General features: G+C 53.2%; 16 protein-coding genes and 3 pseudogenes. 16 read left to right on the top strand and 3 right to left on the bottom strand.

All coding sequences use genetic code 11. The features are described from left to right. The 13 genes and pseudogenes from CBW22_RS26290 to CBW22_RS12275 form a co-directional block, all read left to right on the top strand. Window positions 1-223: pseudogene (locus tag CBW22_RS26290) on the top strand (integrase core domain-containing protein); the annotation flags it as partial. A gap of 572 nt (window positions 224-795) precedes the next feature. Next, window positions 796-1665, top strand: coding sequence for a TonB family protein (locus CBW22_RS12330; protein ID WP_176428113.1), 870 nt, complete (start codon window positions 796-798; stop codon window positions 1663-1665). 20 nt (window positions 1666-1685) lie between these two features. After that, on the top strand, window positions 1686-4256 hold the full coding sequence (locus CBW22_RS12325; protein WP_088516794.1) for a TonB-dependent receptor plug domain-containing protein: 2571 nt from the start codon (window positions 1686-1688) through the stop codon (window positions 4254-4256). A 93-nt stretch (window positions 4257-4349) separates the two neighbouring features. Beyond that, window positions 4350-7124, top strand: coding sequence for a M16 family metallopeptidase (locus CBW22_RS12320; protein WP_088516793.1), 2775 nt, complete (start codon window positions 4350-4352; stop codon window positions 7122-7124). After that, window positions 7121-7465 carry an SbmA/BacA-like family transporter gene (locus CBW22_RS12315; RefSeq protein WP_441339112.1) on the top strand — a complete coding sequence of 115 codons (345 nt, stop codon included), beginning with the start codon at window positions 7121-7123 and terminating at the stop codon, window positions 7463-7465. Before CBW22_RS12320 ends, CBW22_RS12315 begins: the two co-directional genes overlap by 4 nt. Window positions 7466-7525: 60 nt before the next feature. Then, a pseudogene (locus CBW22_RS12310) lies at window positions 7526-8672 on the top strand (IS3 family transposase). Further along, a complete protein-coding gene (locus CBW22_RS26665; protein WP_369597193.1) occupies window positions 8673-9074 on the top strand; it encodes a transposase in 402 nt (133 codons plus the stop codon). Beyond that, complete coding sequence (gene dalD / locus CBW22_RS12300; protein ID WP_088516792.1) at window positions 9067-10470, top strand: D-arabinitol 4-dehydrogenase; 1404 nt, start codon at window positions 9067-9069, stop codon at window positions 10468-10470. Before CBW22_RS26665 ends, dalD begins: the two co-directional genes overlap by 8 nt. Beyond that, on the top strand, window positions 10467-10919 hold the full coding sequence (locus CBW22_RS12295) for a SemiSWEET family sugar transporter (RefSeq protein WP_088516791.1): 453 nt from the start codon (window positions 10467-10469) through the stop codon (window positions 10917-10919). The genes dalD and CBW22_RS12295 overlap by 4 nt, the downstream gene beginning before the upstream one ends. Window positions 10920-11303: 384 nt before the next feature. Then, window positions 11304-11705, top strand: a complete 402-nt coding sequence (locus CBW22_RS12290; RefSeq protein WP_088516790.1) for an antirestriction protein — start codon at window positions 11304-11306, stop codon at window positions 11703-11705. 47 nt (window positions 11706-11752) lie between these two features. Further along, a pseudogene (locus tag CBW22_RS26660) lies at window positions 11753-12635 on the top strand (transposase); the annotation flags it as partial. 52 nt (window positions 12636-12687) lie between these two features. Continuing rightward, the gene (locus CBW22_RS12280) at window positions 12688-13656 is read left to right on the top strand and encodes a prolyl oligopeptidase family serine peptidase (protein ID WP_254919492.1); all 969 of its coding nucleotides are present in this window, start codon (window positions 12688-12690) and stop codon (window positions 13654-13656) included. Between the two features lie 210 nt (window positions 13657-13866). After that, window positions 13867-14484: a TetR/AcrR family transcriptional regulator gene (locus tag CBW22_RS12275; protein ID WP_088516788.1), complete on the top strand. Its 618-nt coding sequence runs from the start codon at window positions 13867-13869 to the stop codon at window positions 14482-14484. 318 nt (window positions 14485-14802) lie between these two features. On the opposite strand, the gene CBW22_RS12270 is transcribed toward CBW22_RS12275, so the two are convergent. From CBW22_RS12270 to CBW22_RS12260, 3 genes are all read right to left on the bottom strand, one after another. Next, window positions 14803-15105, bottom strand: a complete 303-nt coding sequence (locus CBW22_RS12270) for a hypothetical protein (RefSeq protein ID WP_254919491.1) — start codon at window positions 15103-15105, stop codon at window positions 14803-14805. A gap of 79 nt (window positions 15106-15184) precedes the next feature. After that, window positions 15185-15475 carry a hypothetical protein gene (locus CBW22_RS12265; protein ID WP_088516787.1) on the bottom strand — a complete coding sequence of 97 codons (291 nt, stop codon included), beginning with the start codon at window positions 15473-15475 and terminating at the stop codon, window positions 15185-15187. Between the two features lie 82 nt (window positions 15476-15557). Next, window positions 15558-16034, bottom strand: coding sequence for a hypothetical protein (locus tag CBW22_RS12260; protein WP_254919490.1), 477 nt, complete (start codon window positions 16032-16034; stop codon window positions 15558-15560). 122 nt (window positions 16035-16156) lie between these two features. Here CBW22_RS12260 and CBW22_RS12255 point away from each other — a divergent pair, with 122 nt between their 5' ends. The 3 genes from CBW22_RS12255 (at window position 16157) to CBW22_RS12245 (ending at window position 18200) form a co-directional block, all read left to right on the top strand. Next, window positions 16157-16825, top strand: coding sequence for a DUF3313 domain-containing protein (locus CBW22_RS12255; protein ID WP_088516786.1), 669 nt, complete (start codon window positions 16157-16159; stop codon window positions 16823-16825). Window positions 16826-16921: 96 nt separating this feature from the next. Then, window positions 16922-17344, top strand: a complete 423-nt coding sequence (locus tag CBW22_RS12250; RefSeq protein ID WP_176428111.1) for a hypothetical protein — start codon at window positions 16922-16924, stop codon at window positions 17342-17344. Then, on the top strand, window positions 17292-18200 hold the full coding sequence (locus tag CBW22_RS12245) for a hypothetical protein (RefSeq protein WP_141097315.1): 909 nt from the start codon (window positions 17292-17294) through the stop codon (window positions 18198-18200). The genes CBW22_RS12250 and CBW22_RS12245 overlap by 53 nt, the downstream gene beginning before the upstream one ends. The last annotated feature ends 158 nt before the right edge of the window (window positions 18201-18358 follow it).

Here is an 18358-nt window from a genome sequence, read left to right as displayed (position 1 = left end):
CGGAAAAGTGCCGGAGGTGGGCTATCCGGAGGGGGCGAAGCTGTACAAAGTCGGTGAAAAAGGCGACCTGAGGCTGAACGGGCGAACCTTCCTGAGCGCGGCGTTACGGGGGGAATATGTACGGTTCCTGGAAGTGGACGACGGCATTGACGTCATCCTCTTCGACAGGCTCATCCTTGCGTATTATGACCGGGCAGAAAAGCGTATTATCCGAATCGACTGACCACAAAAAATGTTACCTGTGTGCCCGGTCTGATCTGTTACCCATGTGCCCGGTCGTACCTAAACCCGGTGCTGACGCACCGGCTCTCTCCCTTCGCCTGCGCTTTCTCCTGTGGTCTGGCCTTCTCTTCCTCTTCTTTCCTGTCTTCCTGCTGCTGTCATTCTGCTTCTGCCATTTCTTCCTTCCGTGGTTCTCCTGATTCATCACCCTGATAAGGTCACGAACCATGGCCCCCTTCGGCTCCCCGGCAAGCCGGGTCGTCGAGCCCTATTGCGCTAACCGGCAAGCCGGTAAGCTCCGCCGGACCGCAAAGGGCTGCGTTTCGGGCCTTTCGGCTGGGGTCTGATGGGGATTAAACGGAAAAGGATCATCGAAGAGGATGACGGGTCTGTGCAATTAGTGCCATAAGAAGCTGTAACATGTCGCCTTATGATAATGAAATTGTAAATCAATCTCATTCTTGTTAATGTTCACCGCGAAAATGCATAAGAGTGTGTATAAATTTTTCAGTCGGGCTATAACCCTTACGGATAGTCACGCCATTCAGAGGAATGCGTAACGCCGGTGAGTGTTTGACGAAATCATTTGAAGGCAAAATGAAAACGGCGCTTAACACAGACCTTTACCCAGATGGGTTACATTCCTGTCCCAATTTCAGCAGAAGTCCGGTATTGAAGGGCAGAGGGGCTGCTTTATTTTCGTCCATTATTTTCCATGTGCTGCTGCTTACCCTTTATGTTTGTTGCAAAAATTCCTCGCCCACTCTTGAAGAAGAGGGTGGCAGAGCAGGAAGTCCAGTGGCGTTCGTTGCATTCAATGCAACGAGTATGAGCCCGGCAGAAGCCGAAACCGCAGCGGAAGATGCACCCTTGCTCGTTCCTGTGCCGGTTGTCCGTCATGCAGTCATAGCGACTGAACACAAAGAACCACCTCCTAAGCCGAAACAGGTTAAAAAAACACTACCTGTCGAGAAAACTCAACCTGCCCCCTCGGCGAAAAAAACGGTTGAACGTCCGCCAGTCAGTAAAGAGGAAGCCTCCGGCATGGGGGATACTCAGACATTAGAAAATAGTCAGACGGCTTCGACTGCATCTGGTCAGGGTGGTGCTTCCACCATGTCTGGCGAAAGCACTACTGGTCGTGCTGCGAGCGGGGCTGGATCTGCTGCAACCGTTCATCTGCATATTCTTAATCGCCGCGTGAATTATCCATCCCGGGCACGTTCAATGGGTGTTGAGGGCCGGGTTAAAGCCCAGTTCGACATTAATGAGTCCGGAACGATAAAAAATATTCGTATCCTTGCGGAAGATCCGCCCGGTGTATTTGGTGCAGATCTTAAGCGTGATATTTCACGCTGGCGCTATGACACAACTGGTGAAGTTAAAGACCAGATTGTCACCGTTATTTTTAAAATCGATGGTCGTATTCAGGTAGTTAACTGAAGATATTTTCTGGGAAAATAATGAAAAAAATTGGATGCGTTGTTATTCCGCTGAGCATTTTTGCTCAGTCGATACTGGCTGAAGGTCTTGCAGATAAAGATGTCATAAAGAAACCAGTCGCTGAAAAGCTAACGGAGCAATCGGCTGAAGATGGTGACACGATTATTGTTCGTTCCGCACCAACCAGTCAGTCGATGGGAACTCAGGTCATTAATGCGGATCAGATTAAAAAGTATCCGACGGGTAACGGTACTATTACTGAACTGCTTAAGCACAACCCTAACGTGCGTTTTTCTAATGATACGAATTCAAGTAATAACCCGGGTGAAATAGCGCCGGAGAATGTCTCCTTCCACGGGGAAAAGTTCTATAACAACAACTTCATGATCGACGGACTGTCTAACAATAATACCGTCAATCCCGGCAACAAAAACGGAGACCTGACAGCAGACCCCGATGGATACAGTCCGATTGACCTGCCTTCCGGTGGGACGCAATCATTCTGGATCAACTCTGAGCTGGTGGACAAGCTTGAGGTGTTTGACAGTAACGTCGCGGCTAAGTACGGTGACTTCACCGGAGGGGTTGTGGATGCACGCCTGAAAGACCCCAGTCTGGATCGCGCATCTGGCCGCGTATCCTGGCGCACCAGTCGTGACAGCTGGACGCGATACCATATTGATGAATCCAAGCGTGACAGCTTTGAGGAAGCGACCAGTCAGTCAAATCAGCCTAAGTTCACTAAAAACTTCTATTCCGTGAGCGTCAATCAACCGCTAAACGACAACGTAGGTCTGATCTTTTCATATAACCGACAGGTATCGAAGATTCCTCAATATAGCCCTAATATGGGGGTTTGGTCAGATCAGGAGAGAGTTGCAGAAACCTATTTATTAAAAGGAACCTGGTTTGCAGATAATGGTGATATATTCCGCCTGACCGGCATGTATGCTCCACACAAGTCGACTTATAATAAGCTTGATATTAAAGATGGGGATTTTACAAACAACGGTGGAGGTTATCGCGCCAATATCGAGTGGGAGCATTTCGCCGATTGGGGAAAAATTACCAGTCTGGCAGGTTACCAGTTTGAGCAGAATAAAATTGAACAGGCTTCTGATACCTTTGCGCAATGGTATCGATATAGTAAAACAAAAGACTTTGTCTCTGATGAAATAGACTGGAGCAGTACAACGGGCACAGCTAATATTCAGTACGGTCAAATCGGTGGGTATGGTAGTTACGGAACGGATAAATCAACCACCACAATTAAGCAGGACGCAGAATTTACGCCGTTTTCTGCACTGGGGGTGACCCATCAGCTGGATGCGGGCTGGCAGACTGACTTATATCAGGCGCGTTATCGTCGCTTCACTGATGCATCTTTGGGTACAGGTCTACCAACCATCGATACCAGCGTTGTTTGCCAGTCAGGTGATGCGCTTTGTATTGATGGTGAACAATATTTAAGCCGTCGCACACTTTACCCGGCGCGAAGCGTTGAAGGTAATTATACCAACTACGCGCTTTACCTTCAGGACAGCATGCTTTACAAGCGTCTTGAAGTGACACCCGGAGTGCGTCTGCAATATGACGATTTCATGAAAAACCTGACCGCCGCTCCTCGCTTTGCTGCATCCCTGGATGTATTCGGCGATCGCACGACAAGATTGTTCGGTGGGGCAAACCGCTATTATGGCCAGAACCTGCTGACCTATAAACTTCGCTCGGGTATCAGCGCCAACATTGCCCAGACACGCAAGGACGCCAGTAGTCCCTGGGTGGGAGATACCACCAAGTACAGTACGTACGATTATGATATTTCCGATCTCAAAACGCCTTACAGCGATGAGCTGTCTCTTGGGCTGTCGCAGCGCGTATTAGATACCGTCTGGACGGTTAAATGGGTTAACCGAAAGGGCCGCGATCAGTTTGGCCGTGACAGCTACGTGAATGATGACGGGAGAAAGTTCTACATTCTTTCCAACAACGGAAAAACGGAAGGTAATACCTGGTCTCTGACGGCTCAGCCCATTAGCCCTTACCACTTCTCACTGGCAGATATCAGCTGGGAGCTGGGTGCCAGCATCGTGAAAAACAAGTCCAGCTCGCAGACTTACTATGACCAGCAGGACAGCGATCAGGATAAGGTCATTTTCAACGGCAAGTTAATGGACAAGGGTGAGATGGATGCGCTCGACTTCAACACGCCGTGGACTGCATTTGTTAACGTCAACACCTTCTTCCCTGCCATTAATCTGAACTGGAGCCAGAACGTCGGCTATACAGCAGGTTACTCGGGCTACACGACCTCTGATGTTGCCTGTCCTTCGGGTAACAGTGCCTGTGGAAGCTACGAGGGCGATGCAAGCCTGTATACCAAGACGAAATACAAAGACTACTTCACCTACGACTGGCGTTTCGCCTGGTCTCAGCCCACTTTCCAGAATCAGTCAGTTGAGCTGACGCTCGATGTGCTGAACGTCTTCGACACGGTCATTGAGGCATCACAGACAACCGCGGCATCTTCCAAAGTCGTGACCTATAAAACCGGCCGTCAGTTCTGGCTGGGTGTGGCATACAACTGGTAATTCTCATTTTTCACCGGCCTTCGCGCCGGTGAGTTTTACGCTGTCCGCAGATTGCGGCGGACGGCGGTAAGTTAGCAATGTAAGGATAAACGCATGCGCTATACCCTTCGCACCCTTTGTGGTGCATTTCTGCTTTTCACTTTTAATGCCCAGGCAATAAGCGCTGACCTCAAATCAGGGCTACCCACTGTGACAGAGGGAGAGCTGGCTAACGGGTTGCGTTACACCCTTATTCCGATACATTCGGACAAGGGACGGCTTGATATCCGTCTGAACGTTGAGGTGGGTTCACTTGATGAAACCAGTGCGCAATCTGGTGTCGCCCACATGGTCGAACATATGGTGTTTCGAGCAAGCAATAGCTGGCCCGAGGGGGTTGCCTCTGCGCTCACCACTCAGGGCTGGAAGCGAGGTCTGAATTATAACGCGGTCACCAACTACGAACGAACTCAGTTCATGATGAGCCCGCCTGATGGAGTAAAAGGGTTAGATCTCTCGCTCCAGGCGCTTGAGCAGATTGCGTCACAGGCCAGCATCAGGCAGGTGGATCTTGATGACGAGCGTAAAGTTATTCTGGAGGAGTGGCGCGGCAAACTCGGCGTAGCCGCACGGATGAATGAGCAGCGCATCGCGGCGCTGCGTGAAGGATCCCGCTATCCGCTGCGACCCACCATCGGGCAGGTCGAATCTATCAAACACACGCCTGCTACCACGCTGGCAGACTTTTACCACCGCTGGTATCAGCCCGAAAACATGCGGCTGCTAATTATCGGTGATATTTCCCCGGAAGAGGCGCGTACAAAGATTTCGCATGTATTTTCGTCCCTGCCTTCCATAACGGTCACGATTCGCAGCACAAAGGACTACGACCAGCAGCTGAAAGACCAGCTTCGCGTGGTGCGGCTGCAGGATGATGAAAGCGGTGGCAGCCAGGTCTCCTGGGTGACCCGTTTTGAGGAAGGCTATACGTTGGGGATCGCAGGCTTTCGCGAACGGTTGATTGACCAGATTACGCTGAGCGCCCTGACGCGCCAGCTCAAGCGACAGCGTGATGCGCTGCCAGATACTGTCGGCAGTATGGTCGCCCGGAAGTCGGAAATCGGGCGCACTACCGTTGCCTTTGGCCTGTTCGCAGACGTGATGCCAGGCAGCTTCGAAGAGGGGCTGGACACGGTTATCACAGAGCGGGAGCGTCTGGTGCGCTATGGCATCAGCAGTCAGGATATTGAAAGCGTAAAAGCAGAGCTGGTGGAATCCGCTCAGCGTATGAAAGACAAACCAGAAATGCGCGCGTTTTCTGACTGGGTGCAGGTCATCAGTGTGGCCTGGCAAAAAAACGAGCCCTACACCGGCACGCAGATGCGTGGCACGCTTGCTCTGAAAGAGCTGTCAACCATTACGCCTGACACGGTCAACGCTCGCCTCAGAAACTGGCTTCAGGCACAGGATAAACTGGTGCAGTTCAGCATCCCGGGCCGCATGCAGTACAACATCCCGCTGCCTTCTGCTGTAGAGAAGACCGTCAGTCGTATTGCTGCGCGTCCGCTTTTACCCACACCGGACGCGGCGACTGCAGTGCTGCCTTCCTTGCCTGAGCACACTACAGAGGGAACCATTCTCTCTGCCAAAAACTTTGCCACTGAGCAGGTGCAGGAATGGCAACTCAGCAATGGCGATCGCGTGGTATGGAAACGCACGCCACTGGCAAAAGACCGTGTCTGGATACAGGCGGTAAGCCAGGCTGGCTATCTCAGTGAGGGTGTCGTTGGATGGTCTTCTCAGCTGGCGGCGCAGCTGGCTGCTCACGGTGCCCCAGCCGGATGGAGTGAGGATGACTACCAGCGCTGGCTAAGCGACAACAATACCACACTTAACGTCAGCCAAGCGTCGGGCAGCCTTGAGGTATCAGGCAGCGCTGTTAACACCAGCCTGAACAAGCTCATGCAGGCCTATCAGCTGCTGTATGTTGATAACCATCTTGACGCAGCCTCGGTCAAGAGCAGCCTTCTGGGGTTGGCGCGTCGTCAGGTCATGCAGGGCAGTACGCTGTCAGCACAGCGTGATAAGGAAGTCTCTGCACTGAGGTACGGAGCAAGAACCTTCCCGGTACCTACCCAGGCTGAACTGACTGCCGTGACGGCTGCAAATCTGGAGTCACAATGGAAGACGCTCAGTACCGCCCCCGTCACCTATTTCATTATGGGGAACCTGCCGGAAAGCGACGTTAAAAAAGCGGTTGAGCATTATCTTGCGGGTATTCAACGCCTGCAGCCGCTGGCCTACCAGCCCTACCTGCCGGAGAAGGGGGCCCGCGAGCGCGTCAGTCACTTAAGCTCAGAACCAAAAGCGGATATCAGCCTGTGGACCTTCCGCGATGAAGTCTGGACACCGGAGCGCGCCGTGCAGGTCAGCATTGCGCGTAATCTGATGAACCAGCACCTGAAAGCCGTCCTGCGCGACGATGCACGGGGGATCTACAATCTCCGTTTTGACAGCGAGCTCAACGACAAGTCCAACCGTATCGAATCGCAACTGCGCTTCAGCACCTCTCCAGAGCGGGCAGAGGAGATGATTAACCTCGCCAAACGCGCGTTGTCAGAAGCGGGCAGTGGGATCGGAGAGCCAGCGGTTAGAGAGCAGAAAGTTATTTTTGACAAGGCTGAAGCGTCACGACAGCAAGATTTTATAACCCTGCAGCGTCGCCTGCGACTGAGCTACCAGCACTTTAACAGCCCAGTTTATCTGTCCCGGGTAGACAGCCTCGATAAAGCGATCACTCCAGAAGGTATTCGCAGCATGGCAACCCGCCTGTATGACCCGAAAAATCTGACGGTTTACACGGTCCTGCCGCAAGAGGATCAGCAATGAAGAAGAAACTGAATACGGTCTGGCAGCTGAGCCGGACGTTCTGGAGCGGTAAATCATGCTGGAATGCCTGGCTGCTGCTTGCGGTCATTGTCGGGTTGGGTGGGTCGATTGTCTGGCTGAACGTGCTGATCAATGAATGGAGTAAGTCGTTTTACGACGCACTGGGTGAGTTTAACGGGTCCCGCGTTTACGGCCTCGTCAAGGAGTACTGCGTTTACATCCTTATCTACATTGGCGTGTTCGTGTATCAGGACTGGTTTACACGGCTTCTCATCATTCGCTGGCGTAAGGCTCTGACCTCAGAGCTGCTGGAGAGCTGGTTCGCTAAAAAAGCGTTTTGAATCGCCACGGGTTTAACAGACACCTCAGAGTCATTTAAGATGGCTTAAAGAGAGGTGCCCATGAGCGGTAAGCGTTATCCAGAAGAGTTTAAAATCGAAGCAGTCAAACAGATTGTTGATCGTGGACATTCTGTTTCCAGCGTTGCAACACGTCTCGATATCACCACCCACAGCCTTTACGCGTGGATAAAGAAGTACGGTCCGGATTCTTCCGCTAATAAAGAACAGTCAGATGATCAGGCCGAGATCCGCCGTCTCCAGAAAGAGCTGAAGCGAGTTACCGACGAACGGGACATATTAAAAAAAGCCGCGGCGTACTTCGCAAAGCTGTCCGACTGAGGTACGCCTTTATCCGTGACAATACCTGTTACTGGTCTGTTCGCCTGCTGTGTCGGGTGCTGGATGTTCATCCCAGTGGTTTTTATGCCTGGCTTCTGCAGCCGCATTCACAACGCCATCAGGCAGACCTGAGACTGACAGGACAGATTAAACAGTTCTGGCTGGAATCGGGATGTGTCTATGGTTATCGCAAGATCCATCTGGATCTGCGGGACAGCGGGCATCAGTGCGGAGTGAACAGAGTCTGGCGACTGATGAAGCGTGTCGGGATAAAGGCTCAGGTCGGATACCGGAGCCCACGGGCACGTAAAGGCGAGACCAGTATCGTGTCGCCCAACAGGCTTCAGCGACAGTTCAATCCGGATGCTCCGGATGAGCGTTGGGTAACGGACATAACCTACATCAGGACTCACGAAGGCTGGCTATATCTTGCCGTGGTTGTTGATCTGTTCTCACGCAAAATTATCGGCTGGTCCATGCAATCCCGGATGACAAAGGACATTGTCCTGAACGCACTGCTGATGGCTGTATGGCGGCGTAACCCCAAAAACAGGTGCTGGTTCATTCGGATCAGGGCAGTCAGTACACAACCCATGAGTGGCAGTCGTTCCTGAAATCACACGGTCTGGAGGGCAGCATGAGCCGTCGTGGTAACTGTCACGATAATGCGGTTGCAGAAAGCTTTTTCCAGTTGCTGAAACGCGAACGGGTAAAGAAAAAGATCTACGGAACGCGGGAAGAGGCCCGCAGCGATATTTTTGATTACATCGAAATGTTTTATAACAGTAAGCGTCGGCATGGTTCCAGCGATCAGATGCCACCAACTGAATATGAAAACCAGTATTATCAACGGCTCGGAAGTGTCTAAATTATCAGTGGCGATTCAAGGGATAGTGGGAATTTCAGTGGACGTAGGATGATATGGGGTGGACGTTCTGATATCCGTTCGATGTTGTATATGGCAGTCCTTTCTGCTGTGCGCTATAACCCGGAAATAAAAGCTTTTTATGAAAATCTGACATCCAGAGGCAAAGTATTCAAAGTGGCCATGACGGCATGTGTGCGGAAAATGATAACCATCATAAATGCAATGATACGGGGCGGTGAAAAAAACGACTTAACCAGATGGTACAACCTGAATTTCTTTCTCTTGTCCCTGCAATTATACCCAGCAGCAATAGCCCCCTCGGTCACATTGATTGAAGAGTATGTTACTGTTACTGGTAACACCCCCCTCATCTGTAATGGATTAAGGAGAAAATGTGTCTAAAACCGATCATAAAAAACTTACCTGGCTGCATCTTGGAGCAGGTGCTTTTCACCGTGCACATCAGGCATGGTATCTGAATCAGTTGCATCTGAAAGGAGACACGCGGTGGACACTTGCGTTAGCCAATATTCGCAACAGCCAGACGCAGGAGACACTGCAGCGCCTCCATGCACAAAAGGGACGTTACACGTTGGAGCTCATTTCTCCGGCCGGAGAGCGTCGCTACCAGACAATGGCCTCAGTCAGCAAAATTATCCTGTGGGACCCCGGCATACGGTCATTGATTGAAGAGGGATCACATCCGGATACACGGATAATTTCTTTTACGGTAACAGAAGGTGGGTACTTTCTGGACGACGATGGCCGTCTGGATCTTCAGCATCCTGCTGTTATCGCTGATTTAGCGGGGAATCGCGACCCCGTAACTCTGTATGGCGCATTAATCAGGATTTTTCGTCAGCGCATTGAGTCCGGCGCAGGGCCGGTCACGCTGCTCAGCTGCGATAATCTGCGTAACAATGGCGACAGCGTTCTGTCAGGCCTTATTGCATTCGTTAAGGCTTCAGATGATACCTGTCTGCTGAAGTGGATTAAGAGCAATGTGTCTTCACCGAACAGCATGGTTGACCGTATCACCCCGAAATTTGACGAAAAAATATTTTCCCGCCTGGCTGAGCATGGAATCCATGGCGATCAGGCACCGCTTTCCTGTGAGTCGTTCGCCCAGTGGGTCGTTCAGGACCGCTTTATTGCCGGACGTCCTGCTCTGGAAGAGGTCGGCGTCGACTTTAAAGATAACGTAATGCATGACGAAGAAACAAAAATCCGCGTACTCAACGCCGGTCACAGTGGTGTTGCCTGGGCCGGAGGGCTTATGGGAAAGGACTATATTGATGAAAGTCTTACACCTCAGGTAGTGAAGTGGATACGTAATTACGTGATGCATGATGTCAAAATGATTCTGGAATCAGACGATGACGGACTACGGGAATACTGTGAGACAACGTTGAGCCGGTTTAGTAATCGCTGGGTAAGGGATACCACGCAACGCGTATCATCAGACAGTATTGCTAAACTGCATCAGTACATTCTGCCGGTTATCAGGATGGTATATGATCAGGGCGGCAGCCCACATGCCACTATGATATTGCCTGCACTCTGGATGCGCTTCATGCAGCGCCATCAGGAAGGAAACTTACGATTTAAATACGAGGATCGTGCCTTAGACGAGGTGGACTTTGGGGCTATTTTCAGCGCTGAAGACCCGCTTCTTGCTTTCATAAAAAGTAAAAAAATCTGGGGCGGGCTGTCTGGTCAACCTGAACTCTATAAAGATATGCTGCTTGCGCTTAAGTGCGTCGACAGGGGTTTAGAAGAGGCAGGAGCCATTGCATGAAAAATATCCTACTGGTTATTTTAACCATCATAGCGGCGCTGCTTTCGGCTTTTTTACTCTCTCCCTGGCCAGTATGGTTGGGCACGCTTGCTGCTTGGGTCACCACCGGGTCCTTCTGTCTGCAAGTCCTTCACATTATTAAAAACAAAGATACCAGTGGACTATCACTGGGTATGTGGGGCGCTCTGTTTTTTGGTGTCAGTTGCTGGACGTGGTATGGCTTTCGTATGAACGATGTTCCGGTTATGACGGCAAATGGTATTACTGCACTCCTCGCACTGACTGTGATCTTATTAAAACTCTGGCATGAACGCCCTGTTTTCAACAAAAACAGCCGCAGGCTGGTGAGAATGCCTCGCGTCATACTTAAGCCACGCATCAGGCGGCTGCGCCCTCTTAAAACCCCAGATGAGTCCCGTTTAAAAGAGAAAGTAAGTAGTCGTCACTGATGACTCCGTACATAATGCAGAACTGATAAACGATAAACAGGCGGAGCTCAAATGCGGCTTCGCCTGCCTTCCTGTATAGCGTCCCTTATGAAAACTACCGGCTCATGAGAAACTTTCAGCTTAAAATTGTCATTGAGCTAAATACCCCCTTCTGAAGCAAAGCCGCATTGACTCGTAACACAACTGCTCACCCGTTCGCACTCTCTCCGTCGTGCTTACTTCCGTCGCGCCTCCTCTCATGTTTCGCGTCACTGCCGTGCGTAAGCCCGCCTCCATTCGCTTGCGCTGCGGCCTCGTCACCGCTTCTGAACACTCCGCTCCGGGCTGTCATTCAGTCACGGCTCAGGCCGGAACGGTTTACCACCCTGACTGCGAAGATTTCTGATGAATACTGTCACCCCTGCTTTTGAGTCCGCACGCGTCCTTGACGGCTATGCACGTCTGCGTTTTCTGCCCGCGCTGTTTGGCGAGGATTTCATGCGCGCCGAAACCAACGTGTACCTGTACGCCGACTGTTTCCTGACGGACTACGACGGCGGCGTATGGGACTTCGCGCTGCTGCCTTCCGGCATTGGCTTTATGAAGCCCGCTTCGGAGGAATTCTGGCATTTCGTCAACCCTGAAAATTACAGTGATGTGCGCCTGAGCAGCGAAGCGGCGGGTATCGTGATCACCTCGCTGGTGCTGAACCACCGGAGCTGGATGTATGACCGCCACGATGACGTGGAGCTGTGCGCACTGTACTGCCGCCGTCATCGCCAGCTTTGTCAACGCCAAGATTACTGACAGTTTTGGAGATGCGGACGATTTCCTGGACTCTCAGGAGATAAGTTATGTATTCCGAAGCAGACCGCCTTCGCGCAATCGAGCTGTACTTTAAATATGGCAAAAAATCGTAGCCGTTGTTCGTGAGCTGGGTTATCCCACAGAACGTCGTCTCGGACGCTGGATAGAAGCATGGAAGGCAGGTGACGGCACTGTAAAGAGTGTTAAGCGCAAACCACGCTATTCCACCGTGCAAAAACAGGCTGCTGTTGATCATTATCTAACACACGGGCGCTGCCTGGCCTTCACGTGCCGTGATCTGGGCTACCCCTGCACTGCAATACTCAACTACTGGCTGGATGAACTTCTGCCGGGAAAACGTCATATCTTGACCAGCACCTTCAATCCTGCAGCGCCCTTTACATCAGAGGTTAAGCGTAAAGCCGTAGGTGAGCTGTGCACGCGTAACAAACCCGCCCGGGATATCGCTCAGCATGTGGGTGTCAGCCGCCAACTGTTGTATAAGTGGAAGGATGAATTTGTTGGTGACGAGGCCTATCGTGCAATGCGCAAACGAAAAATACCACCTGAAACAAAAGATATCGAAACGCTACGCAATGAGCGGGGCAGGCTCAGGCAGGAAATCCAGCAGTTGCAGATGGAGCACGATATCATGAAGAAAGCGGATGAAATCATAAAAAAGACCCGGGCATCAGCGCAGAGACCCTGACAAACAGGGAAAAGACCAAGGTCGCTGATGTCCTGAGAGAAACATATACGTTGTCGGCGCTGCTGAGCACCTTGGGGCTCGCCCGTAGCAGCTATTTTTATCACCGCGCTGCGCTGCAGACCGGTGATAAGCACGCAGTTGTTCGTGTTACCATGGCGGGTCTCTTCCACGCTAACTACCGGTATTACGGCTACCGCCGCCTGCATGCAATGCTCCGTCATTCTTGAGTTTGAACACGAGGCTGATCTGAGTCTGCCCACACAGGACAGTGACATGGTAACACTTGTTCAGGCGAAGAACGTCAGAACCCGGACAGGGCAGATTTATGCTGCCAGCACCGTGCAGAGGCGCAACACGGAGCAGGAAGGGAATAACGTTGTTATCCGCGGAGTCGATGAATGGGAGCAGAATCACTGGTGGTGGGATGACGCGCGGTCCGCGTGGCTTGAATACAGCATTTATCTCCCCCGATCCTTTCTTCAGCCCAGTGGAGAGGAAAAAGAATACCCGTTGCTGCTCGCTGTCACGCACTCGGGTACCAGTTACGACGGGACCTGTGCGCAGACGCTGACAGAACAATGTATTGCCTCGATATGGAGCCTCCCTGAAGAGCAGGCATTACGCGAGTGTGTGGTGATCACCTCACGTTACGAGCGAACGAGCATGAATGATTACTGGGAGCATACCAGCGACGTAGAAAATACCTGGCGGCTGGTGCAGTCTTTTCTCAGCAACACCTGGGACTATGCAAACCCCAAGCTTGCGGATCGGGCAGGCAAGAGCTTCAGTATTGATAAGTCCCGGGTTTACTGTACAGGTTGGTCCATGGGGGCCATGACATCCCTGTGGCTGATGGCCAGGCATCCCGAAACGTTTGCCGCCGGGCTCATTGTTGCCGGCCAGCAGCGCCCTAAAGATGTGGTCACACTGGCTGACCAGAAACTTCTCATTATTACGGGCTCTGAAGACGGGAAGGCAACGCCATGGAATGAAAAATGTTTGCCCGTCTGGAAGCAGGCAGGCGCGCGCATCACGCGGCCGGAAGAGCTACTTGACCCTGCTTTGATCTTCCCGGTGAGCAGCCAGCAAAAACTGACAGGTCAGTTCAAACGCTACCTGAGTGAAGGCGGAAACATTACGTTTCTGACCTTTGAAGGTGTGGGTCATATGGCGTCAGCCCGGAAATTCTTTCACATTCAGTCCGCCAGGTCGTGGCTGTTTTCCCAGAAAAAAGAGGAATGACATCATTTTTACACGGACGATATTTTTTCTGATAAGCCCCTGACAGACTGGTCGCATCATCTTGTGTTTTTGCACTTTTACAGGCCAGCTTCCACGTTCATCCTCTGTATTCGGTCCTCCGCTCAGCAGGGTTAAGCAACTTAAAAAAGTGCGCCTTTAATGAACCGGATGGTTCTGTTAAGATTGAGTTTCTTTACAGGGAGAAATTACATGCGAACGCTGACCGAACAGAAACGAACTGACATCCTGAATGCTGCAACGACCGTTTTTCTCGAGCAGGGGTACGAACGCGCCTCCATGGACGCCGTGGCCAGAACGGCAGAGTGCTCCAAGGCCACGCTCTATAACTACTTCACCTCCAAGGAAAGCCTTCTTGACGCCGTCGTCAGGGCCTACGGCACCAACTTTCTGACGCGCGCTGCGGACGATCTCTACAGTCAGGACAGCGGTCATCTCCCCCTGCCTGACAGGCTGCAGCGATTTGGTGAAGGCATGCTGGGTGCCATGACGTCGGACTGGAAGGGGCTTCAGCTCTACCGCATGGTCATCGGCGAGGCGGGGCATTCCGGCATTGGCGATATATTCTACGAGTCCGGCGTCCGGGAAAGCATGAACGCCCTGGCGGTGCTGATGGAGCAGCATATTGAAGCCGGAGACCTCCTCCCGGCACGCCCTGACCTGCGTGCGAAACAGTTTTCTGCTCTGGTAAAGGCCGAGGCGGACGAACTTTTTCTCCGGCACGACATGCCGGTCTACACGCGCGGGAACATTGTCTCAATGGTGCAAAGTGCTGTAGACGTTTTCCTGGCCGGCGCGTCACCGCGCTGACCGGGCGACCTGCTGCCATGAGATTCAGGACATCCTCTTGACTGTTGGTAATTTATATATAAACTATACCGTACAGTTAATTATTGGGGGTCAGTCAATGCTTCAACGTTTTATGATGGTTGCCGCTGTTGCCGTGGGTTCGCTGATGCTGAGCGGCTGCGTATCTTTATTCTGAGGAGATGACATGCGTCTTGTTTACAGTCTCGTGACCGGCATGGCCGTGCTGATGCTCTCCGGGTGTCTTTCCATCGGCAGCCACATCTGAATCTCTCCAGCCCGCCTTCCGGCGGGCTTTTCGCTCACGCCGCCTGAGCGCGGTCAGAATGACGCCCCCGTCAGCATGAGGACAATCAGGGCGCTGATGGCAAGAGCCACCAGGGTCTCAGCGATAAGCCGCGTCATCAGCGAGTTCTGGCGAACCCCCCAGGCACCTTCGGCATATTTTCGTCCGCGGCGGGCCTTGAGGCGCCGGATTTGGACGACTTCGGTCACGTTGCTGATGACGCGCCACCACATAATCATGACGGTCATGACCAGGGTGCCAAATGAAATCAGGATGCTTATCATGCTCCAGTCCATCCAGGAGACATTCCCGTTAATCTCTGACAGTTTCTGTACCATGCTCATTTTCTCCTTTAAGTTCCCGTTATTAGCGCTCTGGCAGACGCTTGCGTACAAACTGGTTCCGGTAAAGCGGTTCTCACCAGAGGGTGACGTCGCAGAGCGCCAGCAGAAGCAGCGCGCACAGCGCGTCAGTGACAAGGCATTCCGCCGCCAGGACCAGCTGAAGCGGCCCTGGTGAGGCCCCCCACACCCTGACGGCATAGTGCCTGGCCCGCCGCGTCCCCAGCCGGCGCAGGCGGTAAATTTCCCTGAGGTTGCCGGCGGTCCTCAGCAGGGCGTACGTCAGGGCGGTCAGCATGAAGCCATACACAATCCACTGCTCAGGCGGCGTATCTTTCAGCGACTCCGCTACCAGCCAGCCTTTCATCAGGCGAATCCGGCATCAGACGCGCTCAGAATCCCGCCGGCAATAAAGACAAGCGCCAGAAGAGCCCTGAGCAGCAGCACCTTCATACCCGAGCCTCCGCCCCGTACCGGCTCAGAAAGTCAGCTGTTCTTCGACGGACCTCTCTGCGCAGCAGGGCTTTATCCTGCTGAGCACCGGCCGTGAGGCTCAGCAGTTCCCGGGTCAGCATCAGCCAGGCGTGCGCCATTTCGCCGGAGGGCCGGCAGCGCAACTCTCCGCGGAGCATTGCCGTGTCAATGACGCTCCGGGCATAGTCCGCCGCCAGCGTAAAGGCCTCCCGTTCGCGGTTATCCCCGGCTTCACCGCATCTCTGCAGCGTCAGCATCATTCTCGTCAGCCTCCGCCGCACTGGCAGGCAGGAATAGCGGAGCGGCAGGCCCCAGTTAAAAACGGCATGCTCAACACGCTCCTGATGCACGGACGCGGGCGCGTCCTCCCTCAGCGCCCGCGTAATCACCGGCTGAGAACGGGCGCCGGTCGGGAGGCCTGACGCTGAAAATTCCGGGTACATGTAAAGCATGTCGCGCTCCTGAGCTGAAATTTACGGACACGAACTGAAACATTTTCTTGACAGAGTCATAATATACCATATTAACTGTACCGTACAGTTCATTATGTCAAAAAGTAACCGGAGAAAAATCCATGTCCCAGCTTTTCAGAAAACTGCCCCGCGCGCTGATCCTGACCGCCGCCGTTGCCGCCGTAGGGTGTTCATCCACCTCCCCGGTAAAATATTCCGGCATTGAGGCCACGTCCCGGATGACCCCCAACACGGCTGACGACAGCGACCGCATCCCTTTCCGCTACGCCGCCCCGGTTGACTGGAGTAAATACCGGAGCATTACCATCGACCCCGTTGAAATCTACGGCGGCAGCGACGCGCAGTTTAACGAGCTGTCTCAGGAGGACAGGCGCAATCTGGCAGACTACATGCAGAAGAAGTTTGCCGACGTGCTGGCTGAGAAGTTTACCGTCAACACCCATGCCGGTAGCGCCCCGGGTCTCCGCCTTAAGCTGACGCTCACCGGGGCGGACACCACGCCTCAGGTTGTGGGTACTTTCACGAAATTCGACCTCGCCGGCGGACCGTATAACATCGTACAGTCAGTTCGCGGGGGCCGCGGCCTGATGAGCGGGTACGTAAACTACGCCGTGGAGGTGAAAGATGCCGCGACCGGTGAGCTGCTGCTGGCCTACGTGGCGGAGCAGTATCCTGACGCCATGAACGTGGGCGCAACGTTTGGCTCAATGAGTGCGGCCGAGACCGGGGTGGACAAGGGCGCAGAGCAGCTGCTGGAAAAACTGCGCTGAGGCTCCGCCCTGAATACGCTGTCAGCCCAGACTGTGCAGGCTGACAGCATCCGACAGGAGGTTCTGGCGGAGTCACGATGGCATGAGAGGCAGACCATGAAACTTCTGAATGAGCGGACACTGGACGAGATTGCCAGTCTGACCAGAGGCGATTTCCGCTTTCGTGAACTGTGGCTGAGGGAAACGACCGTTGCCGGAAGCCGCTGGCAGAGGGCACACCTCCGCCGTGAGATTATTACGGGAGGGGGACGCACGCTCTGTACGCTCACCGGCGACGGGGGTATTATCCCTGACGACCATGCACGAAGGAAATATGCGGGCGACGCCGGCAATCCGGAGGTCACCTGTTACGGTGAACTTGGCGTTCGCGTGGAGCGGCTGGACGATCATCTTTACCGGGTAAAATCCGGAGCTGCGGCGAGGCGCGCTGCAGGCGGGACTGAGAAAAAAGCAACAAGGAAACGTAATGCGAAAACTTCAGGTAACGGAATTTCCGAAGCGTGTTTACCGTCAGATTGAAGCGCAGGCCCTGCTGACCGGCCATTCTGTGGAAGATGAAATCCGGATGCGGCTGGTGCACCTTTACAACGGGCAGCCCGATCATGGCGATGAAGTTGTCCCGGCCCGCATGCGCTGGCGTAAAGAGGTCGGCGGCAGGTTAACCTGGATCTGGCAACGCCTTACCGAGGATGGGCTTCTGCCCGGAGACAGCGGGCTTGCCCATCTGGCGCGCTGCGCAGGCGAAAAAACGGCCGGCCCGCTCCTTGACTGCCAGGAAGGGCGCAGCGATATGGACTTCGGACTGGCCGACCGGCTGGCGGCAAGCCTTGACATACGGGCGGACTGGCTGCTCTGCGGGACGGGCACCCCCTTTCCGGTTGCAGACCTGGGCCAGATAAGCGCGTGGGATGATTTTTTTATCCCGGGTTCAGCAGCAGGGGAGTATACCTACGAACTCATGAGGGTGAATGGTCTGGAAAACGATGGCGTCCTTCTCTGCTTCCGTTGTAAAGGCGACGGCCATATGGCGAGCGGCAAGATTAACGACCTGTTCCGTCTTACCCCGACATCTGAATACGGTGTGAACCTGTCGTCATTTTTGCAGTTTTTCGTTTATCTCAAAAGCCATCTTCAGCCTCACCAGCTGTACTCTTCAGAATACGTGATCAACGTCCACAGTCCGGATTTCATCGTCAGTTCCCCTGGTCAGCATCATCCATACTGGTTTACCCAACTCAGACGTCGCTGTCCGGCCCCCTGGCTTGAACATCTTCTTAACGGGCGGCGCCCTTTTCCGGAATTCGGTGGATACGATGACTGCCTGAGTGAAATCGCAGCGGTGCCTTTTCTGCCTGCAATACCTTCATCAGCCTGAGGGCCGCGAGTCTGAAAATGCACCCTGGAGAAGCACAACATGTTCATCCGGTGGTTTCAACAATACATTCACATCAGGCAGCAGTTCTGCTGATAAAAGTTTACTCACTCAATGTTGCATTCCACTTAACTTACTTATGTGGAATGGAAATGACACTC

The organism is Pantoea sp. VS1 (assembly GCF_002207995.1).
GTDB lineage: Bacteria > Pseudomonadota > Gammaproteobacteria > Enterobacterales > Enterobacteriaceae > Pantoea > Pantoea dispersa.
Note: the sequence above shows the minus strand (reverse complement) of the source record. Positions and strands in the feature narration are given on the sequence as shown.